Raw genomic sequence first — 22,154 nt, forward strand, 5'->3', positions numbered from 1 at the left:
TGGTCGGCCTGCTCGTCGTTCGAGCGGTCACCAGAGAGAACGCGTGGGGGAAACTGACGATCAACGAGACGATCGTCGTCGCGCTCGCGCTGGGGGCCACGACGGTGCTGGTCGGCGGTCCCTTGCTCGCGGGCGCGGTGCTCATGCCGCTGCTGTTCGGCGTGATCGTCCGCCGGACCAGACGCGGGCCGGGCTGGAAGCCGTCGTACGTCTACCTCCTCCCGGTTCTCGCGCCGCTCGCCGGGTTCGGCATTGCGGCGGTCGGCGTTGCGTCGCTTCCCGCCGATCTGGTCGCGTTCGTGATCCTCCCGCTCGTCGGCGGACTGGGGCTCCCGCTGCGGGCGACCATCCGAAAACACTTCGGTCGGTAACGCTCTGCAACGGGCCGGCGGTCGGACGTCGATGGAACCACGTTCTCTTCCGAACGAGTGCTGTCGGTGTCGAGGACGACCGAATCGTCGGCCCGGTAACGGAGATATCTATTCGAATTCGAATAGATAATCTATCTGTTCATACGCTATATTCACCAGAATGGAAATATGTGTATGGCTGCCGATTCCGCGGTTCATAGTACGTGCTAAGCGAGTCTGCTGACGCACCTGGTGCCGAAATTCGGCCGCTTTAGGCGCTTATAGGCGAAGATAGCACATCTGTTCTGAGTTCCCAGGGAACGTAGAATAGTAAGTGCTAATTACTGGCCTCTTCCCGAAAATAAACTACATTCGTTCCCAATACTGCCCCTATATCGGATTTTTTCTACCGTTCAAACCTGTACTCAGATTGCGCGTACAATATTGGTGATGGGAACTGTATATGAAATTCACGCTTGTAGATACATATCAATATAAATATTTATTGAGTCACGACGATTGAATCTGGGAGGTATGGCTGCCTCCACAGACATACCGAGCCGCAGATTCCGCTCGAATAAAAGCCGGTCGGCCTCCCGAAAATAGTATAAATATGATGCAACCGCGTAAACGCTGCTGGAAGACGTGCTTTTACCCTCCGGGGCGACGGCTAGACGAGTAGTGCTATGGATGCGAACGACCGATCAATCGTCAAATTCGTAATGCTATCCCACGCGATGGTACATACCTACGAGCTCTCTATCCCGATTCTGATGCTGCTGTGGGTCGGCGAGTTCTCGATATCGATCGGTTCCCTCGCCGTCGTCGTTTCCGTCGGCTACGCCATGTTCGGGTTAGGGGCCCTTCCGAGCGGTATCCTCGCCGATATCTACGGCTCGCGAACGCTGATCGTCTGCTGTCTCGTCGGGATGGCCACATCGTTTCTGCTTCTGAGCGTGGCACCGAGCCTTCCGATACTCGTTCTCGCACTGATCTGCTGGGGCGTCGCAGCGAGCATCTACCATCCGGCGGGACTCGCACTCGTTAGCAGAGGCGTCGTCGATCGCGGATCAGCGTTCGCCTATCACGGGATGGCGGGGAACGCCGGCATCGCACTCGGTCCGTTGGCGACTGCACTGCTCTTGCTCGTCGTCGACTGGCGGCTCGTCACTGCCCTGTTGGCGATTCCCGCTCTGCTCGTCGCGCTGTACGCGCTCTGGGCTCGATTCGACGAAACCGCGGGCACGAAGGACCGGCGGGCTGCCGCCGACTCGAGCGACGCGACCTCGGCATCGTCACTATCGGAACTGTGGACCGATTCGAAAGCCCTGTTCGCAACCGGTTTCAGCATCGTCTTCGTCATCGTGATGCTCAATGGGCTGTTTTACCGCGGGTCGTTGACGCTGCTTCCCGAGATACTCACCACGATGCTCGAACCGGTCGTCGGCGATCTGCAGGTCTTCGATCCAGATTCTCCGATGGCGGCGGAGTTCGAACCGTCCCGGTACGTCTATACGGGACTCCTGATGGTCGGCATCGGCGGGCAGTACGTCGGCGGAGCCCTCACCGAGCGAATACCGACCGAACGAGGACTGATGGTCGCCTTCGGCTCGCTCGGGGCCACCGCACTCGTGTTCGTTCCCGCCGCGCGGGCGAATATCGTCCTGCTCGGCCTGGTGAGTGCGGTGCTCGGATTCTTGCTCTTTATGATCCAGCCGCTCTATCAGGCGACGATCGCACGGTACTCTCCGGCGAACGCTCGCGGTCTCTCCTACGGGTTCACTTACGTGGGGACGTTCGGAATCGGTGCACTCGGTGCCGCGATCACCGGACTCATCTACGACGGCTTCGGCGCGTTCGCGATGTTTGCGACGCTCGCCGGGTTCGCAGTGCTCGCGTCTGCTCTCAGCTATTCGCTGCTCGCCAGCGGGTATACCGGGGACCGTCAGGGCACGGCGGAGCCGGGAGACGATTAGACCGGTCCCGCGCTGGAGCGGTGATCCCCCTTCTCGGCGTAACGCGTGCTCGAGGCGACTCGAGAACCGAGTCAGCCATCGACGACGGACGTCAGCGCTCCCGCGATGTCGTCGACGCCGATCGTTCGGCTCCGGACATCGGTGCCGTAGCGCTCCTTGTATCCCGACCCGGTCAGAATCGCGACGACGTCGTCACTCGCCTCGAGAGCGCCTCTTTGACACAGCTGGCGAACACCGGCGACTGCGACGGCGCTCGAGGGCTCGACGGAGAGTCCGGCTCTCGTTGCGATCCGATCCGTCGCGTCGCGGATCTCCTCGTCGGATACCGAGACGACCGCGCCGCCGGTGTCGCGAGCGGCCGTCAGCGCATGCGTACCGCTCGGCGGCTCGCTGTTCGCGATCGACACGGCGATCGTCTCCGCCGGCGTCACCGGTGTTACTTCCGTGTCGCCGTTTCGGTCGGCGGTCGCGATCGGATCACATGCAGCCGCTTGACAGAGAAACAGCCGCGGGACCTCGTCGATCACGCCCGCTCGAGCGAGGTCACGGAGCGCCTTCCAGATCGCGCTCGCCTGCCCGCCGCTGCTTACCGGGAGGGAGATCGCGTCCGGCACCGCCGGTGCCAGTTGCTCGAGAATCTCGTAGGCGACCGTCTTCTGTCCGGCGACGCGGAGCGGCGTATCGGAGTTAACGAAGTTCACGCCGACGTCGAGCGAGAGCGTGTCCGAGTAGAGCCGTCCGTAGTCGCCGTCGACCCTGAAGACGTGGGGATCGTGACGAGCGATCAACTCGAGCCGCTCCGGCGGGGTGTCCGCCGGGACGAACACCGCACACTCGAGGCCGGCGCTCGCGGCGTACGCGCTCGTACTCAGCGCCATGTTTCCGTGGGAGACGGTGCCGACCCACTCCGCTCCGCTTTCGATCGTCCCCCTGATCCCGACCGCGCTCCCTCGGTCCTTGAAGCTCCCCGTCGGGCTCTGCCCCTCGTTTTTCAGGGAGAGACTGCAACCGGCGTAGTCGTCGAGGCGATTCGCGCGAAATAGCGGCGTCCCGCCCGGAGCGATTCCGGCCGAATCGGAGACCGGGAGGGCGTCGGCGTACCGCCACATGTCGTCGACCGATCCGGCGTCTGGCCACTCGAATCCGTCCGGATCGACGTCGAACCAGAGCGGCTCGCCGCAGTCACAGCGTTTTCGCTCGGCGGCCGTATACGTCTCCCCACAATCGTAACATGAGACCGTTCGGTCCATTTGCCGTATCGGTCTCGCCGCGGCGGTAAAACGCTTTGTCAGCCGGAGGCCGGAATTCGAGTCGGACAGCGGACTGTCACGCCGTCACGACCGTCCGAACCCGTCCGCCGACGCCGACTGTCTCTCGTCAGCGGTCACCGGACGACCGGCGCGTCGACGGAGCCGATCGTCTCGACGGACGCGCGAACGTGATCGCCCGGGTCGATCGGCTCCGCGCCGGGCGTCCCCGTGCTGAAGAGATCGCCCGGCCGTAGCGTCATCACGTCGGCGTGGAACGAGACGATCTCCCGGGGCGGGAACAGCATGTTACTGACTTCGTTCTCGGCCGCGACCGTCTCGTTGACGATCGTCTGAACCGTCACGTCCTCGAGCGACGGCGGTTCCTCGGGCACGGCGACGGTCGGGCCGACGACGAGGAACGAGTCGAAACTCTTGGCTCGCGTCAGGAACCGCGGGTTCCGCTGGAGGATGTCCTCGGCGGTCATATCGATCACGGGGAGATAGCCCGCAATCACGTCGTCGACCGAGCCCTCGTCGACGTCGCGACACTCTCGACCGATCAGCACGGCGAGTTCGGCTTCTGCCGTCACGCCGTCGCTCTGGTCGGTCGGTGGGAGCCGGATCGGTCCACCGGGCCCGGTGATGGCGGTTTGCGGTTTCAGGAAACTCGCCGGTTCGTCGGGCCGCTGCTCGTCCAGATCACCGGCGTGTTCGGCGTAGTTCAGTCCGATTCCCCAGAGCTTTCCGAACCGGGAAAGCGGCGGTCCGAACCGGACGTGCGCTCGATCGACCCGGTCGGCGGGCGCGTCATCGACGGCCGGAAGGGTTCCGCTCGCAGCGCGAGGGAGTGCGTCGTGGACGGTCTCGAGGTCCGGAGCGGCCGACGAGAGGGGGACGAACCCCTCGTTGTCACCGAGTAACGGTCGCCCGTCGGCCGTTCGTGCGAGGTACTTCATTCGTCCCTGTCGGTCCAGAAGTCGAACGATCGGCCGGGTGCGAAGACGTCCAGTCCGACCGCCAGTTCGTCGCCCGTGTTCTCCACGCGGTGGGGTTCGTCGGACTCGAGCAGGACGGAGTCGAACTTCTCGAGGGTCACTTCGTCGTCCTCGGTTGTGACCGTGAGTTCGCCCTCGAGACAGAGACAGACCTGCTCGTTCTCGTGGTCGTGCATCGGCGAGCTGTGTCCGGGCGGTTTCTCGAACCACTCGAAGGAGAACTGGTCGCTGCCGGCCATCGAGACGCGCCGCCAGCCGTCGTCGGGTTCGTACGTCTCCGCGTCGTCGAAGTCGACCGGCCTCATAGGGTCGCCCCCGTGGAGCCGCCGTCGATCAGCACGCTCTCGCCGTTGATATACCCCGACAGCGGCGAGGAGAGGAACGCGACGGTGTTCCCGAGTTCTATCGGATCGCCGATCCGATCGAGCGGGTTGCTCGCCCAGTCGTCGAGTCCCTCCTCGTATGAGTCGTAATCGCCGCGGTCGACCGCCTGTTCGACGAGGTTCTCGATGCGTTCGGTCTCGTGAGGCCCGGGGAGGACGGCGTTCGTCCGTACCTCGGGGGCGAACTCCTTCGAGAGGGTCTTCTCGAGACCGATGACGCTCATTCGAACCGAGTTCGACAGCACGAGGCTATCGATGGCTTCCTTGACGCTTCGAGAGGTGATGTTCACGATGGTGCCCTCGCCGTCGCGGAGGTGAGGTTCGGCCTCGCGTGCGAGCCGGACGACGCTCATGACGAGCAGATCGTACGCCTGATACCAGTCCTCGTCGTCGGTGTCCAGAAACGGACCGGACGGGGGGCCGCCCGCGCTCGTCACGAGGTGGTCGATCCCGCCGAACTCGTCGACGGTGGTCTCGACCAGCGTCTGGATATCGTCTTCGTTCGTGAGGTCGCCCTGTCGGGCGACGACTCGTCCCGTGGCAACGTCCTCGATTTCGGCTTTCGCAGCGTCGAGTCGCTCCTCGTCGCGGCCGTTGATGACGACGTTTGCCCCCTCTCGAGCGAGGGCTTTCGCCGACGCTTTCCCGAGTCCGCTCGAGGACGCGGTTACGAGCGCGACGTTGTCCGTGAGTTGTAGATCCATTCGTCCGTAATCCCCGACGAGAGAGGCAAAAAACTTGGCGTTGCGGTAATTGATACCACACACCGATCGCGATGTTTCGCTCGCCGGTTCGTGCCGTTCGCTCTCGCTGGAAGCGACTCGCTCCATATCGCGGAATTAGCGACTTCCTCTCGGGCGAACGATGTCTATAAATCGGTCTAATAGGCTTGATATGGCAGGAATTCCGATCGTTTCCCAGAACTGTCGGTCGTATTATCTCGACTCGCCAGCGGAGCTTTACACACATATAATCGTAAGCACCGGCTGTTCAACCGTGCGACTGGAGCACATGCCTTTCCACAGTGCGGAATCGTCTCGGTCGCAGTCACTAGAGTAGCCGCTCAACGTCGATGCACACCTGATCGCGTGACGGAAGCGCGGTTCGGAGTGACGCGCGGTTCAGAGCGAACAGAGTGAGCGAGAACCGCGGAAATGCGAACGGTGAGCGAAGCGAGCCGTGAGCGAACAGAGTGAGCCAGAACCACGGATAATATGATCAGCGTGTAAGTAATTTCAGTGGCTATTGCGAGCTGAATATCGACGGAGCGTTATCGATCGCGTTCGAGGCGTTCCCTGGCCGAATGGATTCAGACGCGCGACGGTTTCGTTCTACCCGTACGAGTTCCACATAGCGGAACTTTTAAACTGTGGACAACGATGTAATCGTATGACAAACCAAGACGCCGGTGGTGGAAATCGGATCGGAAGCACGAAGACGAGTTTCGCGATCGTCCACGCGCTCCAGGAAAACGGCCCGTCCCGTCTCTCCGAGATCGCCGACGAACTCGATCTCACCGAGAGCACGACACATCGCCACCTCAATACGCTCTGCGACCTCCGGTACGTGTCCCGGCAGGGGAAACGATATCAGATCGGGCTCCGATTTGCACGGCTCGGGCGAGCGGCACGGACGAGAGACCCTGCGTACGAGACGGCGTGGAAACACGTCCAGGACCTCGCCGAGGAGACCCAGGAGCGCTCGCAGTTCGTCGTCGAAGACTACGGTCTCGGTATTTACATCCACGTGGAAACCGGCAGTAAGGCAGTCCGGGCCGGGTTCGACGTCGGCCGACAGATTCACCTCCACGGGTCGTCGGCCGGGAAGTCGATCCTCGCACACTACCCGCGGGACCGCGTCGACGAAATCTTCGATCGCTGGGAACTGCCGGCGCTCACCGGCAACACCATCACCGACCGCGAGGCGCTGTACGACGAACTCGAGGCCGTTCGCGAGCGCGGGGTCGGGTTCAATCGAGAGGAACACGTCGACGGAATCAACGGCGTCGCGGTCCCCGTCGTGCGGGACGGATCGGTTCTCGGCGCCCTCGCGGTCGCTGGTCCGTCCCATCGGTTGAACGGGGATCGACTCGAATCGGAGGTGCCCGATATGCTGCTCGCAGCCGCGAACGAACTCGAATTAAACATTACTTACTCGTCGCCGGACAGTTCGGTCGACCACCTCGTCGAGTGAGAGCGGCAGAGACGGTCGACCGTCTCACTCGAACGACGCCGTCCCGTCGTCGAACGTCAACTGGGCCCGACTTCGAACGACGACCTCGTCGTCGATGTCCTCGAGCAGGGCCTCCGAGACGTAAAATTCGTCGAGGTCGGTCGTGTTCTCGATCCACGCGACCCTGGCCGTCTCCGGATCGTAGCCGCCGAGCGCGTTCAGTGCTACTCTGAGTGCCAGTTCGTCGTTCGGTGCCACGGGGGGGAGCTTCGCTTTGGCGAGCGATCCACTCGTCAGCGCGTTGGCGTACGTTTTCCGCAAATCGAGTTGCTCGACGGCGGCCCGACGGGTTATGTCCGCCAGTCCGATTCCGTTGCCGTTGCCGCTCGTCTCGTCGGTGAGCCCGCGGGCGTAGATGAGATCGATCGCGGGCGTCTCCGGATCGGACGCGTTGATAACACGGTACCTGCCGATCACGTTCGTATCCATTCCCGCACCGGAGATTTCCTTTCCGAGTTCGTCGACGACGAGCAGGTCGATGTCGTCGGCCGGGAGCGTCGCCATCTCCGCACGAGCGCGTTCGAGCAGTTGCGGTTCGCGCTCCTCGAATGCGGTCCCCGGAATCGCTTCGATAACGCCGGTCTCCTCGGAGAAGTTTTCCACGAGCGCGAGTCCGCCGAGCAACGAGACCGATTCCCTGATAGCCGCGGTGAGCGACTCGATCGTCGGAACGTATCCCGCCGCGAGCGCCGTCGAGTGGAACGCCTGCGCCCCCTGTTGCTTGCCGAGGCCGACCGTGAGCATCTTACAGAGGCCACTCTCGATCCGTCCGGTGAAGTTCGTGTGCGGTTTGACTCGGTTTATCACCATCACTGCGTCGGCCTCGAGCGCGGCGGTGGCGAAGTAAACCGGCGTCTCGGTCCCGTCGAAGGCTACCTCGTCGAGTTTCGTGACGTCCATGCGTGCGTCTATCGGCGCGCCGATACGGTCCTCCGTGATATCGAGCGCCGCGAGAATTTCGCGCTGCCCCTCGGGCGTCGCGCCGCCGTGACTCCCCATCGCCGGGACGACGACCGGTTCGAACCCCCGTTCCTCGATGGCTGTGACCGTCTCAGCAACGATATCGGCGATCAAGTGAATTCCCCTGCTGCCGACGCCGACAGCGACCGTCGATCCCGGCTCGAGGTCCGCAAACGCGAGCCGATTTACCTCCGATCGGACCGTCTCCAAGGGGTCGGCGAGGGTTTCAGTCGCAGGTTCGTAGCTGACTCGAGCGAACGACGGATAGGGCTGCGGGTCGATGAGTTTCGCTATCTCTGCCTGCTCGGGAAACTCCATACTGGGTGTTTAGCTGCCCGACTTATAGTTCTCCCCTCGTAATACTTGCCTGTATGTGAGTGACTTTCATTGTTCTCCCTCGTCTTCCCGGTATGGAGATCGACCGCGTCGAGTCCTTCCCAGTAGAAATACCGCTGGAAGAGCCGGTATCCTTCTCGAACAGGACCCTCACGTATCGGGACCACGCGATCACCTACGTCCGGACCGAAAGCGGTCACGAAGGCGTCGGCTACTCGCTCGGATACGAGGGAGCAGGTCTCATCTCGGAAGCGGTGGAATCGCTCCTCGAACCGATCGTCGTCGGCGAAGATCCGCGAGACACCGAGCGGCTGTGGCGCGAGATGTTCGACGGAACGGTTCAGATCGGGCGGTCGGGTATCCTCCTTCGCGCGATTTCGACGATCGACATCGCACTCTGGGACATCAAGGCGAAAGCGGCCGACCAGCCGCTGTACAAACTCCTCGGCGGTCACGCCGATTCGGTCCCTGCGTACGCGAGCGGCGGGTACTACCGCGACGAGAAGGGCCACGAAGGGCTCCGCGACGAAATGCGGCGGTACCTCGACGAGGGCCACGACGTCGTCAAGATGAAAGTCGGCCGCCGGTCGATCCCCGACGAAGCGGACCGAGTCGAAGCCGTTCGGGACGAGATCGGTCCCGATCGGACCCTGTTACTCGACGCCAACGGCGCGTGGTCGGGCGCGACGGAAGCGATCCGGGCGTGTCGCGCGTTCGAACCGTTCGATCCGTACTTCATCGAAGAACCGGTCATGGTCGATAGCGTCGGTGCGATGACGGCAGTCAACGACGCCATCCGGTATCCGGTCGCGACCGGCGAACTCGAGGGGCCGCGGTACGCGTTCGAGCGACTCATCACGGACGGCGCTGCAACCGTCCTACAGCCCGATGCGACCGTCTGCGGCGGGATCACGGAGTGGCTCAAGATCGCCCATTACGCGGCGGCCAACGATATCCGGATCGCCCCACACTACAACTGGAACCTTCACTCGTCGCTGCTCGGTGCGATAGAGAACGGGCTCTGGACCGAGTACTTCTACCGCGATATGGACGTGAAAGTGTTCGACGACATCGTCGAAAGCCCCCTTCGCCCCGACGATACCGGGACGATCGCGCTCCCGGACGACCCCGGCCACGGCGTGCGACTGGACGAGGACGCGCTCGAGCGGTTCAAGCAGACAAACTGACGACCAGCCACAGACCCAACACCGACACAGCACCAATGAAAGACTTCTCCAACCAGATATCGAACCGGCGCACGGACCGCGACGTCGAAATAACCGACATTCAGACCTGCGTCGTCGACGGCAACTTCGAGTGGAACCTGATCAGGATCGAGACCGACGCCGGCGTGACGGGAATCGGCGAGGCCTACCGGGGCGGCGGTGTTCCCGAACTCGTCGAGTACACGAAGCGGTTCCTGATCGGCGAGAACCCGCTCGACGTCCAGCGGCTCTACAGGCGGATCATCCAGGAGATGTCCGGCCACGGCGGGACGAGCGGCAAGGTCGTCACTGCCGCGTCGGGCATCGAAATCGCGCTGTGGGATGTCGCCGGGAAGCTCCTCGATCTCCCGGTCTACCAGCTCCTCGGCGGGAAGTTCCGCGACGAGGTGCGGATCTACTGCGACTGTCACGCGGGCGAGGCCTACGCCGTCGAGGACGGCTCCACCGAGTACGCCGACGCCGATGCATACTCTCCCGAAGCGTACGCGAACGAAGCACAACGCGTCGTCGACATGGGGTTTACCGCACTCAAGTTCGACCTCGACCTCGAGATGGACAACGATCCGGACCCGTTCAACGGCCGGCTCAGTAATGGAGCCATCGAACACAAGCGAGAGATCGTCGAGGCCGTTCGCGAGCAGATCGGCTCCGAAATTGATCTGGCGTTCGACTGTCACTGGGATTACTCGGTCGAGAGCGCCAAACGCCTCGCTCACAAACTCGAGGAGTACGATCTCATGTGGCTCGAGGACGCGATTCCGCCGGAGAACACGGAGGCCCAGATCGAGGTCACGAAGGCGACGAAGACGCCGGTTGCGACCGGCGAGAACCGCTTCCGGGTCCACGAACTCTCCGAACTGATCTACGGCCACGGCGTGGACATCGCGACGCCGGATCCGACGACCGTCGGCGGGCTCGGCGAGACGATGCGGATCGCGGACCGCGCCGAGGAGAACTATATCCCGCTCTCCCCGCACAACGTCTGCAGTCCGATCGGGACGATGGCCTGCGTCCACCTCGGCGCGGCGATTCCGAACTTCGACCTCCTCGAGTACCACGCCCTCGAGGTCGACTGGTGGGACGAGTTACACACCCGAGACGACCCGCTCATTCGAGACGGCTACATCGAAGTGCCGGAAGCGGCCGGTCTCGGTATCGAACTCGACGACGCCGTCGGCGAGGAACACCGACTCGAGGGGACGGATGGCTTCACGTAGCGAGCGGCGACCCCGTTCGCGGTGAGAGATGGGACGGGCGGCCAATCGCCGTCTACCGCTGCGTGAGCACCAGGCTACCGAGCGGAAACGGCCGAATACTCGAGCGTGTGGCTCGCTCGAGCGGGACTACTGAAATCGTTCCCATCGGTGACTAGTCTCTCGTTGAGACCGTCGATCGACGACGGCAGTGACGGAACGACGTCCGCCCTCTCGCGGATCGTTCGATGGGCTATCCTCGTTCGCATATAGTGACATTATATCCTACCAATGTGATTATTTCCCTATCATCGGCCGGAAATCAAGAGATAGATTGTTAACCATGCCATGTGATAGCATTAATGGACATGCCAGAAGATGGTGTTAATCGACGACGATTTCTTCGAGGGGCAGCGGCGGCGAGCGTTCTCGGTGTCGCCGGCTGTCTGGGCGGCAGCGGCGGTGACGGGATGCAACTTCGCGTCGGAACGTCCGCAGGCGGGACACAGGACGTCGGTCTGGCCGTCGAGCGCGCGGTGAGCGAGACCAGCGACGAACTCGACTATTCGACGGTCGAAAGTCCGGGCTATATCGGGACGCTCTACCGGCTTGATTCGGACCAGTTCAACGCCGGCATCGTCGACAACAACTCGATGTCGAAGGCGGCGGAGGACCGCGGCGATTTCGCGGAACAGGGGGTCGATTCGCTCCCCTACCAGGGGTTCTCCGCGTTCCCGTACAGTATCTACGTCGTCGCCCGCGACGGCACGGGCATCGAGACGTTCGACGACCTCGCGGGCGCGAACGTCTACCCGGCCGAACCGGGGTACTCGACGCGCGCCACGACGCTCGACGTCTGGAGTCAGGACCCGACGGCGGACGTCTACGACGAAATGAACATAATGGACATGGGCGTCAGCGACGCGCCGGGCGCCATGGAAGAGGGGCGGATCGACGCCGCGATCGCGTACGGCACCCCCGGCGTCAGTTACACCGGTTTCGTGACCGAGTACGACGCTCGCGTCGACGTCCACTACGTCGAACCGACCGACGCGCTGATCGAGTCCGCCGAGTCCTACGGCGGAGCCGGGACCTCCCGGACCCCCTACGAGGACTGGAGCCTCGAGCAGGACATCGGCACCGACGAGGTGTTCACCTGGAATCTCGAGGTCAACTACGTCTTCCACGAGGACGCCAGCGACGACGCGGTCTACGAGCTCTGTCGCGTCGTCGACGAGCACAACGACGTCGTCAACGAAGGCGAAGACCAGTTCAACGACTACGAATCGACGGAAGACATGCTCGAGCAGGCCCTCGAGGGAGACGAGTTCCCCTTCCACTCCGGCGCCGTGGAGTACTATCAGGACAACGACGTCTGGGACGATAGCCTTCCCAGCCCCGAGTGATCGATCCGTAGAATCGACGAGGGGACACCACGTAGTATACGAACCCATACGATGAATTCAGAGACAGAACCCGGACGTTCGGTGGTATCGAAAGTCTCCCGCGTGCTCGACGTCAGCGTCACGGTCAGTTCGCTCCTGTTCTGGGTGATCGTCCTCTACTGGGCGCGCACGCAGGGATGGGCTCGCGTTGAGTACGGCGTCATCTTTATCGGGGCGATCCTCACCGTGTACGCGCTCGACCAGTCGCGGCAGGCGTTCGAGGAGGGCGACCGAATCGATGCCGCCGTCCTGTTGCCGGCCTCGATCGTGCTCATCACGGCGTCGATATACTTCGCCCTGAACTTCGACCGCGTCTACGTCCAGCAACAGGGATACGCGCTCGAGCACGAGTACATGCTGGCGCGGCTCATCATCGTCTCGATACTGTACCTCACGTGGCGCGAGTTCGGGAACCTGTTCCTCGGGCTCGTCGGCGGGGTCATCCTCTACGGCATGTACGGCGACGCGGTTTCGGGGATCCTGGGCCACGGCGGGATGACCGAGCTGACGCTCCTGCAGTCGCTGGTCACCGACCTGTACGGCTTCTACGGGAGCCTCACGCAGCTGACCGCCGCGTGGATCGCGCCGTTCCTCCTGTACGCCGGCCTGCTGTTCGCGTACGGCGCGTTCGATCTGATCCTCCGCGTCGCGATCGAGTCGGCGAACTACATCCGGTCCGGCGTGGCCCAGACTGCGGTGCTCTCCTCGACCGTGATCGGCTCGATCAACGGCTCATACACCGCGAATGCCGCCATGACCGGCTCGTTCACGATTCCGACGATGAAGGACAGCGGGATGGCCCCCCATCGGGCGGCCGCCATCGAGGCGGTCGCGTCGACCTCCGGTCAGGTGCTGCCGCCCGTCATGGGCGCCTCGGCGTTCGTCATGGCGTCGTATCTGGGCGTCGCCTATCTCAACATCGTCGTCGCCGGCCTCGTTCCGGCGGCGATTCTGGTCGCGTCGGTCGGGATCGCCGTCCACTACACCGCGATCAGCGACGCCAGCAGTCAGGAGATGGACTTCACCGAGTTCTTCGACGAGGAACTCACCCGTCGGGAGAAAGTCACCGAAGCGGTCCGGTTCGGCGTTCCCTTCCTCGTGCTGGTGTACTTCCTCGGGATCGCCCAGTACACGGTGATGACGGCCGCGTTCTGGACCATCGTCTCGATGGTCCTCACCGGCGTTTTCTTCCCCGTGATTCGTCTCCTGATCGACGACTCGGGGTCCGGGGTCCTCTCGGAGTTAGTCACCCAGTTGGGGAACACGGTCCGCGGGTTCCGTCGCGGGGCGATCATCCTCGCACCGATCGCGATCATTCTCGCGGCGGTCAACGGCGTCGTCGACATCTTCGGCGTGACCGGCGTGCCGAACAAGATCGCGCTGCTGTTGATCGACCTCTCCGGTGGCGTTCTCCTGTTCGCCGTGCTCCTCGCGATGCTGGTGAGCATCCTGATGGGCGTGGGGATGCCGACGGTCGCGGCGTACGTCATCGTCGCGATCCTCATCGCGCCGACGCTCATCTCGGATTTCAGCATTCCCGAGATCACGGCCCACTACACCGTGTTCTACGCCGCGATTCTGGCCGGGATCACCCCGCCGGTCGCGACGGCCGCGGTCGTCACGGCCGGGATCGCCGAGGCGAACTTCTGGCGGGTCTGTGGGGCGGCGATCAAGATCGCCGCGCCGCTATTCGTGCTGCCGATCGCGTTCGTCTACAACCCCGCGATGATCTCCATGTCGTTCGGACTCCCGACCGTGATCGCCGGAGCGCTGGTTCTCCTCGGCGCCATCGCGATGATCTACGGCCTCAACTATCCGTTCAGAATGCGTTTCGGCCGTCGGCTCGCGCTCCGCGTCGCGCTGGCCGTCGTCGGGACCGTCGTGATGATCTATCCCGGTCGCTACGTTAAGCTCGCCGGGATCACCCTGTTCGCCGGCGTCTTCGTCATGGAGAAGGTGATGGTCCGCGGTATGGACCTCCCGTTCTTCAGAGGGGTGGGACAATGAGCGCGAGTCGGTCGGACGAGCCCCCCGAAGAGATGGTTGACACCGAGAACGTCGGTGGACTTGAGGAGATCCTTCCGCCCCAGCTGATGCCCATCTGGAGTCGCGTGCAACTGATTCAGGACTTCCGCGACACCCACGGCAAGACGTACATCTCGATCATGGAGGCGATCGTCGCGATCGGACTCACCGCCGGCTATCTCTACTGGCTCACCCTCTACTTCGGCGGGTGAGTGTCAGCGGGGCCGCTCCGCCCCGCGAATTCGTTTTGGTCGCTCGATCGACAGCCGGTAGTTCACTTCGATGCGCAACACGTCGCCGACGCCGACGAACGCCGGACCTGTCCGATGGCGGTCGACGGAACGACCCGGGCATCGCCGACGGCGACCCTCCTGGTATCAACGTCGTCGAGTCAACGTCCAGTCAGATAGGGTGAAAATCTCCCTGCGAGTACCGAACGCGAAGAATCGGATCGGTCTCTCCCGGCAAAACAACAACGGCGCGTCTCGATCGCCGTTGCTCGAGACTCGAGTGCGCCGTTCCATCGCCCGATCTCGGACGGTAGCGGCCGAAGGTATTATCCGATCGACAAAAAGCCTATGGAACTCTCACCAGTTGAGGAACGTATGGGAGAGCACGAGTGGACAGTCCTGCTTCCCGCCGAGATCCATCCGGCGGGACCGGAGTCGATCGCCGATATCGCGACTACGGTGAGCCGAGGCGAGTACGAGACTCGAGCGAACCTCCTCGCCGACGCGGATCGGTTCGACGCTGTAATCACGCGCACCGAACCGATCGACGGGGAGTTTATCGCCGCCGCATCCGACCTCGAGATCATCTCCAAACACGGTGTCGGGTACGACAACATCGATGTCGATACCGCGACCGAAAACGGTGTCCTCGTAACGAATACACCGGGCGTCAATTCGCGCGCGGTCGCAGAACACGCGATTACCCTGTTGCTGGCGGTTCGGCGACGCCTTCGGCCGGCGGACGGCGCCGTTCGATCCGGAACCGGAGAGAGATACGACGCCGTCACCGACCAGTTCCGGAACGATACCGTCGGTCTGTACGGCTATGGAGACATCGGATCCGAAGTCGCAAGCGTGGTCTCCGGTCTCGGGATGGACTGTCTCGTCTACGACCCGTACGTCGACGAAAGCGACCTGGCCGCACAGGTCACGAAAATCGACTCCGTCGCCGGTCTGTTCGATCGGGCCGATGCCGTTTCCGTCCACGCACCGCTAACGCCGGAGACGCGGGCCGCGATCTCCGAGGCGGAATTACGGCGATTAGCTCCGTCCGGCATACTCATCAACACGGCGAGAGCCGAAATCGTCGATCTGAACGCCCTCGTCTCGTCGCTCGAGGCCGGCGAGCTCTCCGGTGCCGGTATCGACGTGTTCGCCGAGGGGCCACCGTCACGGGAGCATCCGCTATTCGAGTACGAAAACGTCGTCCTCACGCCGCATATCGGGGCCCAGACGACCGAATCACTCACCGCAATGAGCCGTCGATCGGCGAACAACGTGCGGTCCGTGTACGACGGAACGATGCCGGAAACAACGCTTAACAGCGAGGAACTTCCGTCAGCGCTATCGTAAAATCGATCGCTCGAGCGAGGTGTCGATCGAAGACAGCTCCCCAGTCAGGGACGAGTAATTATAGGAGCCATACATGAGTGCTGGATTACTAATTCGGTACTATTTCAATTAGAAGATAAATTATCGCAATCGGTATCTCCCTGTCAATTGGATGACGCTGACTTACTATGGCTGGCCCCAGGCCCTCATTTCTTGACCTAGAGCGTTGTGGGACTCATTTGAAAATTATAGATCTTATTGTTTTGTGCTCGATCCCTGTATTATCTCAAAATAAGGCCCTCCACCTCCTTTTATGAAAAATATTCTGGAGTTTAGGGCAGGAGTTTCTAATGATCTCCAAATTACACCTGGCTATACTACTACTGGAACCTCAATAATGATCTGGTCTCTAAACTATATTCGAATATGGTATATTTGCAAACCCGAGAAAATACGAACACGGAGGGGACCGCCCGATCGTCACCGATCGGAACCCCCACGGTACCGATTAGTTGAAATGCGCCAGTAGCCAATGTGTCGCATGGCCAAATACTCGACCGGTTCGTCCGGCGGCGGTGGCGGGACGAACTGCGAACTCTGTGGTGCCGAGAGCAACTCGCTCAGGCTCGCGTCGGTCGCCGGAGCCGAACTCGAGGTCTGTCCGGACTGCGCGCCACACGACGATTCGCAGACTCACGGCCGGGATCGGAACCGAGGCGGCGGAAACTCGAACTCGAGCGGGAGCGGGTCGAGCGGCGGCGGTTCCAGCGACGAACCCAGCCGCAAGCAGAAGGCGGCCCAGAACGTCGCGAAGGCGAACCCGGTCTGGGACGGCGACTCCGAACGCTGGGAGAGCGAGGGAACCAACTACGACGACGATCAGCTGCCGTATCTCGTCTCGGACTACGGCGAGACGCTCGTCGAGGCCCGACGGGACGCCGGTCTCCAGCGCGAGGAACTCGCCGACGAACTCGGCGCACCGGAGAAAGACCTCCTCGCCGTCGAACAGGGACGCGCGACGCAGGCCGGCGTCGGCGGCGGCCTGATCGAGGCCCTCGAGGAACGCTTGGACGTGACGCTCGCCGAATAATCGATCGCCCTTCCGAATTCGGTGACGCGCTCGGCGAGCAGACTTTTAGTGGCGGACGACAGACTCCAACCGATGACCGGGCAACGGGCGGCGGCGGAGCCGTACGCCACGCGGTTCGAGACCGAAGTGACGTCAATCGACGGACGGCGGGTCTGGCTCGAGCGGAGTCACTTCTACGGGGCGAGCGGCGGCCAGCCGGCCGATCGAGGGACTGTTGGCGATATCGCCGTAACCGATGTCGAACTGGTCGACGGCGAGCAGGTTCACGTGCTGGCCGAGGAGCCGTCGTTTCGGCCGGGCCACCGCGTGTTATGTTCGGTCGACTGGTCGTTCCGAATGTACTGCATGCGAGCCCACACCGCCAGCCACATCCTCGCGGGGGCCGCGCGGCGGCTGCTCGAGGAGGGTTCCTACGCTGGCCTGGATATCGGCCCGGAGACGGTCCGGGTCGACCTCGAAACGAACGCGACCGTCGACGACGAGACGCTGATCGAACTGGACGAGACGGTCAACCGCGTCATCTGGGAGTCGCGGCCGGTGTCGTGGGACGACGTCCCGATCTCGGAGGCGCGCGAGCGCGACTCGATCGCGTACGACGTCGAGGCCGACGCGGGTGCCGTCGAGAAGGGCCGAGTTCGAGTGGTTACGATCGAGGACGAAAACGACAACCGAAACGGGAATCGGCTCTCCGGGATGACCGGTCCGACGGATCCGTGGGACGTGACGGCCTGCGGCGGGACCCACGTCCGGAACACCCGCGAGGTCGGCCCCGTCACCGTGTTAGGTCACTCGAGTCCGTCGGAGGGTGTCTGCCGGATCGAGTTCGCCGTCGGTCCGCAGGCGATCAACCGCCGAACGGCCGAGAAGCGGGCCGCCTTCGCCGCGACCGCGGCGCTGGACGTCGACCTCGAGGACGTGAGCGACGAACTCGAGCGCGCGTGAGAGGTGACGGCGGTCGGCGATTCTCGCTCGAGTAGACGAGAGTGCCGCTCGCAAGCGGTGGATTCATTTCCGTCGATTCCCAATCACCGACCACGCGCATCCCGGACCTTGCTCACGGAAGGTAGAAACTATTACTACATTAGGAGTGAAAACCCAATTTATGGGAATCGATTACTCACAGCTGCACGATCCGAACGCCGAGTATACGATGCGTGACCTCTCGAGCGAGACGATGGGAGTCACCCGCGAACGCGGCGGCGGCCGGGACGTCGAGATCACTGACATCCAGACGACGATGATCGACGGCAACTTCCCGTGGACGCTAGTACGTATCTACACCGATGCGGGGATTACCGGCACCGGTGAAGCCTACTGGGGAGCCGGCGTGCCGGAACTGATCGAGCGGATGACGCCCTTCCTGCAGGGCGAGAACCCGCTGGACATCGACCGGCTGACCGAGCATCTCGTCCAGAAGATGTCCGGCGAGGGCTCGATCGGCGGCGTCACGGTCACCGCGATCTCGGGCATCGAGGTCGCGCTGCACGATCTTGCCGGGAAGATCCTCGACGTCCCGGCCTATCAGCTGCTGGGTGGCAAGTACCGCGACGAGGTCCGAGTCTACTGCGACTGTCACACCGAGGAGGAAGCCGATCCAGACGCCTGCGCCGATGAAGCCGAGCGCGTCGTCGAGGAACTGGGGTACGACGCCCTGAAGTTCGACCTCGACGTGCCCAGCGGTCACGAGAAGGACCGCGCGAACCGGCACCTCCGCGACCCCGAGATCGAACACAAGGCGGAAATCGTCGAGAAAGTCACGGAGCGCGTCGGCTCGCGGGCCGACGTCGCCTTCGACTGCCACTGGAGCTTCTCGGGCGGCAGTGCGAAACGACTCGCGAAGCGCTTAGACGAGTACGATATCTGGTGGCTCGAGGACCCCGTCCCGCCGGAGAACCACGACGTCCAGCGGGAGGTCACCCAGTCGACGACGACGCCGATCACGGTCGGCGAGAACGTCTATCGGAAACACGGCCAGCGTCGCCTGCTCGAGGAGCAGGCGGTCGATATCGTCGCGCCGGACATGCCCAAGATCGGCGGCATGCGCGAGACGCAGAAGATCGCCGATCTCGCGGATCTGTACTACGTGCCGGTCGCGATGCACAACGTCTCCTCGCCGGTCGCGACCGTCGCCAGCGCCCACGTCGGCGCGGCCATCTCGAACTCGCTCGCGGTGGAGTACCACTCATACGAACTCGATTGGTGGTCGGATCTCGTCGAGGAGGACGTCATCGAGGACGGCTACATCGAAGTCCCGGAGGAACCCGGCCTGGGTGTCACACTCGATATGAACGTCGTCGAGGAACACATGGTCGACGGGGAGGAGTTGTTCGACGAGGCGTGAGTTTCGGGAGTTCGCGGAGCGATCGACGAACGGCAGCACAGGGGTTCCCACCCCGCCTCCCAGTGGTTGCTGTACGTTGAGAACCACGACACCGATCGCTATCTCACCGAGTACGGACGGGAGGCGCAACTGTGATGACGGCGACGACGGCGACGAGGGTGACGGAACCGACTCGTGGACGCACGCGCTCGCCGTGGACACTGCCGTCGTGCTCGAGAGCGACACTGCGGGCACAGGGACACCGGTCGGGATGTGGCGAAACGGTAAAAACGGTAGTGAGAGGGTTCAGCCGTCCATCCCGCCGAAGGAGAGGTCGCTCTCGACGTAACTCTGTGCGAAGAAGTAGATGATCGCGACCGGCAGCGCGAACAGGAGCGCGAACGCCGAGAACTCGGTCCACGGCGTCTCGTAGCGCCCGGCCGTCGCGAGCGAGTAGAGTTCGACCGAGAGCGTGTAGTTCTCGGGCCGGAGCAGCGTCCGGGCGACGATGAACTCGTTCCATCCGGCCAGGAAGGTAAAGACCAGCACGACGGCGATGCCGGGTTTCGAGAGCGGCAGGATCTCCTCGCGGATGACGTCCCACCGCCCCGCGCCGTCGACGATCGCCGCCTCCTCGTAGCGGTCGTCGGTCGGTGAGCGCGGGAAGTCGGCCGGCTCCGCCGCGAGCAACTCCGCGAATCGCTCGGGGACCTGCCCGGTCACGGACAATGTCGTCGAGGCCGTGAGGAAGTCGTACTCGGTGTCGTGGTGGATTTCGACGTCACCGTGCCGGAGCTGTCCGACTCGTCCACTCTCCCTTCCGGGACGAACCCGACGCACACGCGGAGGGTGGCGTCGGTAGCGATGTCGCTGTCCTCCTCGAGCGCGAAGTGGGTCACGTGGAGTCGGCCGATCGTGACGTTCTCAGTTCACTTCCGATGCAATAAAATTTGTTGAAAAATGCATTCTTACTTTTCCAATCGTGCGATCGCAGTGCGTTCCGGTCAACGGTCCGGGCGGTCATCGCATCGATCGGAACCAATTCGGCGGGGTGGTTGGACCGAGCATATTTCACATCGACTGCTCAATCTGTGACGTAACGAATACACATGGATGATGACGAGCTCGCCGATCTGCTCGAGCGATTCGGCCTCTCGGAGAAGGAGACTGACACCTACCTCGCGATTCTCGACCACGGGGAGTCGAAGGCCAGCGCGATCGCCGACGCCGCCGACGTGTCTAAGCGCTACGTCTACAGCATCAGCGAGGAACTCGAGGAGCGAGGGTTCGTCGAGGTCGACGACCACTCGGTGCCGACGGTGATCCGTCCTATCGAGCCCGAAACGGTCGTCGAGCGACTCACGCACAGCGTCGAAGAGATCGAACCGGAGCTACAAGCGCGGTACACGACGACGGAGCGCTCGGACGAACAGTTCGAGGTCATCAAGTCCAGACAGACGGTGCTCAAGCGAATCGAGAGCCTGCTGGCTAACGCCGAAACGGAAGTGACGCTCTCCTTGCCCGTGGAAATACTCCCGCGCGTCCGCTCGACGCTCGAGGCGACGGTCGACCGAGGGGTCCTCGTCCTCCTCTTGCTCGGTGCGACCGAGGGGGACCAGGACATCGCGTCGCTGGCCGGCACGGCCAGCACCGTCCGCACCTGGGACGCGCTCGTGCCGACGATGTTGACGGTTGACGGGCGACACGGACTACTCGCACCGAGTCAGATACTGACGACGTCCGCGAGCGAGACGCGGGCGATCTCCATCACGCAGGAGCAACTCGCCCCCGTCCTCGCCGGCTCGTTCCTGGCGAACTACTGGCCGACCGCGGAAGAGCGATACGTCACCACGCCGAACGAACTCCCCCGGACCTACGAGGGATTCCGGAACGCCGTCTTCCAGATCTCGCTCCACCGCGCGACGGACACGCGAATCGAGGCCGCCGTTACCGGCTCGCCGGTCGGGGATCGGGACCTCCCGTCGTCGCTCTCCGGCGAGGTCGTCGACGTCCGACAGAGCCTCGTCCGGCCCGTCACCTCGACCCTTCCGATCGAGAACGCGTTCGAACTCGAGGTCGACGGCGACCGGTACACGATCGGCGGCACCGGCGCGTTCCTCGAGGACTACGAGGCCGAGTCGGTCACGATTCGCCCGCTCGAGGAGTGAGCGATACCGATATTCAGATTATTTCGACTATGAGTGAATTTATGTGGACCAGGGGTGAACTTTCACCTATGATGGATCGTCTCAGCAGCGGCGGGATCGCGATCGGGTATCGAACGGCGGCCACTGTGGGAGGGTTGCACGGATGACCGAGAAACGAGTCGTCAGGAACCGAATCGTCGACAGCGGCGTCATCGCGGTCCTCCGCGGTATCGATGAGAACCAAATCGTCCCGGTCGCTCGTGCGATTCACGACGCGGGGGTGGACGCGCTCGAGATCACGGCGGACGGGACTCGCGCGGCCGAGCAGATCGCGGCCGTCGACCGGGAACTCTCGGACACCGACGCGGTCGTCGGCGCGGGAACCGTCCTCGACGCGCCGACCGCTCAGTCGGTGATTGACGCGGGCGCGTCGTTCGTCGTCTCGCCCCACACCGATGCAGACGTGGTCCGAACCTGCAACCGACACGGCGTCCTCGTCGCACCCGGCGTGATGACGCCCACCGAGGCCGTGACGGCGATGGAAGCCGGCGCGGATCTTCTCAAACTGTTCCCCGCATCGACGGTCGGCCCGGACCACATCGGCGCGCTCGCGGGGCCGCTCGGCGACGTCGACATCGTTCCGACGGGCGGCGTCTCGCGCGAC

At 63.1% G+C, this 22,154-nt stretch carries 18 protein-coding genes and 3 pseudogenes; 14 read left to right on the top strand and 7 right to left on the bottom strand.

Translation table 11 applies throughout. The features are described 5' to 3' along the window. Window positions 1-371: pseudogene (locus PGX04_RS11820) on the top strand (J domain-containing protein); the annotation flags it as partial. Window positions 372-1,036: 665 nt separating this feature from the next. Beyond that, window positions 1,037-2,326: an MFS transporter gene (locus PGX04_RS11825; protein ID WP_273738693.1), complete on the top strand. Its 1,290-nt coding sequence runs from the start codon at window positions 1,037-1,039 to the stop codon at window positions 2,324-2,326. Between the two features lie 71 nt (window positions 2,327-2,397). Here PGX04_RS11825 and PGX04_RS11830 read toward each other — a convergent pair whose 3' ends face one another. The 4 genes from PGX04_RS11830 to PGX04_RS11845 all read right to left on the bottom strand — a co-directional run bounded on the left by PGX04_RS11830 (window position 2,398) and on the right by PGX04_RS11845 (window position 5,658). Further along, window positions 2,398-3,576 carry a threonine synthase gene (locus tag PGX04_RS11830; RefSeq protein ID WP_273738694.1) on the bottom strand — a complete coding sequence of 393 codons (1,179 nt, stop codon included), beginning with the start codon at window positions 3,574-3,576 and terminating at the stop codon, window positions 2,398-2,400. 134 nt (window positions 3,577-3,710) lie between these two features. Beyond that, window positions 3,711-4,532, bottom strand: a complete 822-nt coding sequence (locus PGX04_RS11835) for a fumarylacetoacetate hydrolase family protein (RefSeq protein WP_273738695.1) — start codon at window positions 4,530-4,532, stop codon at window positions 3,711-3,713. Continuing rightward, a complete protein-coding gene (locus PGX04_RS11840) occupies window positions 4,529-4,876 on the bottom strand; it encodes a cupin domain-containing protein (protein WP_273738696.1) in 348 nt (115 codons plus the stop codon). The genes PGX04_RS11835 and PGX04_RS11840 overlap by 4 nt, the downstream gene beginning before the upstream one ends. Beyond that, entirely contained in the window at window positions 4,873-5,658 is a 786-nt protein-coding gene (locus PGX04_RS11845) for an SDR family oxidoreductase (RefSeq protein ID WP_273738697.1), read from the bottom strand. Before PGX04_RS11845 ends, PGX04_RS11840 begins: the two co-directional genes overlap by 4 nt. Before the next feature lie 685 nt (window positions 5,659-6,343). Between PGX04_RS11845 and PGX04_RS11850 the strand changes: the two genes are divergently transcribed. Continuing rightward, window positions 6,344-7,147 carry an IclR family transcriptional regulator gene (locus PGX04_RS11850; RefSeq protein ID WP_273738698.1) on the top strand — a complete coding sequence of 268 codons (804 nt, stop codon included), beginning with the start codon at window positions 6,344-6,346 and terminating at the stop codon, window positions 7,145-7,147. A gap of 24 nt (window positions 7,148-7,171) precedes the next feature. Here the strand turns inward: PGX04_RS11850 and PGX04_RS11855 are convergent, their stop codons facing one another. Next, window positions 7,172-8,464 carry a nickel pincer cofactor-dependent isomerase, group 22 gene (locus PGX04_RS11855; RefSeq protein ID WP_273738699.1) on the bottom strand — a complete coding sequence of 431 codons (1,293 nt, stop codon included), beginning with the start codon at window positions 8,462-8,464 and terminating at the stop codon, window positions 7,172-7,174. 92 nt (window positions 8,465-8,556) lie between these two features. Here PGX04_RS11855 and PGX04_RS11860 point away from each other — a divergent pair, with 92 nt between their 5' ends. The 9 genes from PGX04_RS11860 (at window position 8,557) to PGX04_RS11900 (ending at window position 19,364) form a co-directional block, all read left to right on the top strand. Then, the gene (locus PGX04_RS11860; RefSeq protein ID WP_273738700.1) at window positions 8,557-9,669 is read left to right on the top strand and encodes a mandelate racemase/muconate lactonizing enzyme family protein; all 1,113 of its coding nucleotides are present in this window, start codon (window positions 8,557-8,559) and stop codon (window positions 9,667-9,669) included. A gap of 35 nt (window positions 9,670-9,704) precedes the next feature. Further along, window positions 9,705-10,925, top strand: coding sequence for a mandelate racemase/muconate lactonizing enzyme family protein (locus tag PGX04_RS11865; RefSeq protein WP_273738701.1), 1,221 nt, complete (start codon window positions 9,705-9,707; stop codon window positions 10,923-10,925). Between the two features lie 344 nt (window positions 10,926-11,269). Continuing rightward, window positions 11,270-12,307, top strand: coding sequence for a TAXI family TRAP transporter solute-binding subunit (locus tag PGX04_RS11870; RefSeq protein ID WP_273738702.1), 1,038 nt, complete (start codon window positions 11,270-11,272; stop codon window positions 12,305-12,307). Between the two features lie 51 nt (window positions 12,308-12,358). Continuing rightward, the gene (locus PGX04_RS11875) at window positions 12,359-14,353 is read left to right on the top strand and encodes a TRAP transporter permease (RefSeq protein WP_377042603.1); all 1,995 of its coding nucleotides are present in this window, start codon (window positions 12,359-12,361) and stop codon (window positions 14,351-14,353) included. Further along, window positions 14,350-14,583 (top strand): hypothetical protein, encoded by a 234-nt coding sequence (locus PGX04_RS11880; RefSeq protein ID WP_273738704.1) that lies wholly within the window; start codon window positions 14,350-14,352, stop codon window positions 14,581-14,583. The genes PGX04_RS11875 and PGX04_RS11880 overlap by 4 nt, the downstream gene beginning before the upstream one ends. Window positions 14,584-14,976: 393 nt before the next feature. Next, entirely contained in the window at window positions 14,977-15,954 is a 978-nt protein-coding gene (locus tag PGX04_RS11885; RefSeq protein ID WP_273738705.1) for an NAD(P)-dependent oxidoreductase, read from the top strand. Window positions 15,955-16,474: 520 nt separating this feature from the next. Next, window positions 16,475-17,023 carry a helix-turn-helix domain-containing protein gene (locus PGX04_RS11890; protein WP_273738706.1) on the top strand — a complete coding sequence of 183 codons (549 nt, stop codon included), beginning with the start codon at window positions 16,475-16,477 and terminating at the stop codon, window positions 17,021-17,023. A gap of 72 nt (window positions 17,024-17,095) precedes the next feature. Then, window positions 17,096-17,965, top strand: coding sequence for an alanyl-tRNA editing protein (locus PGX04_RS11895; RefSeq protein WP_273738707.1), 870 nt, complete (start codon window positions 17,096-17,098; stop codon window positions 17,963-17,965). Window positions 17,966-18,125: 160 nt separating this feature from the next. Then, window positions 18,126-19,364 carry a mandelate racemase/muconate lactonizing enzyme family protein gene (locus PGX04_RS11900; protein WP_273738708.1) on the top strand — a complete coding sequence of 413 codons (1,239 nt, stop codon included), beginning with the start codon at window positions 18,126-18,128 and terminating at the stop codon, window positions 19,362-19,364. 285 nt (window positions 19,365-19,649) lie between these two features. Here the strand turns inward: PGX04_RS11900 and PGX04_RS11905 are convergent. Next, window positions 19,650-19,982 (bottom strand): annotated as a pseudogene (locus PGX04_RS11905) (ABC transporter permease subunit); the annotation flags it as partial. Window positions 19,983-20,024: 42 nt separating this feature from the next. Next, window positions 20,025-20,183 (bottom strand): annotated as a pseudogene (locus PGX04_RS35035) (DUF7997 domain-containing protein); the annotation flags it as partial. Between the two features lie 269 nt (window positions 20,184-20,452). Here PGX04_RS35035 and PGX04_RS11910 point away from each other — a divergent pair. Together PGX04_RS11910 and PGX04_RS11915 are read left to right on the top strand one after the other, a co-directional pair. Then, the gene (locus PGX04_RS11910) at window positions 20,453-21,511 is read left to right on the top strand and encodes a TrmB family transcriptional regulator (protein ID WP_273738709.1); all 1,059 of its coding nucleotides are present in this window, start codon (window positions 20,453-20,455) and stop codon (window positions 21,509-21,511) included. Between the two features lie 142 nt (window positions 21,512-21,653). Continuing rightward, a partial coding sequence (locus PGX04_RS11915) for a bifunctional 4-hydroxy-2-oxoglutarate aldolase/2-dehydro-3-deoxy-phosphogluconate aldolase (protein ID WP_273738710.1) occupies window positions 21,654-22,154 on the top strand: 501 nt, incomplete at its 3' end.

This window comes from Natrinema soli (genome assembly GCF_028618695.1).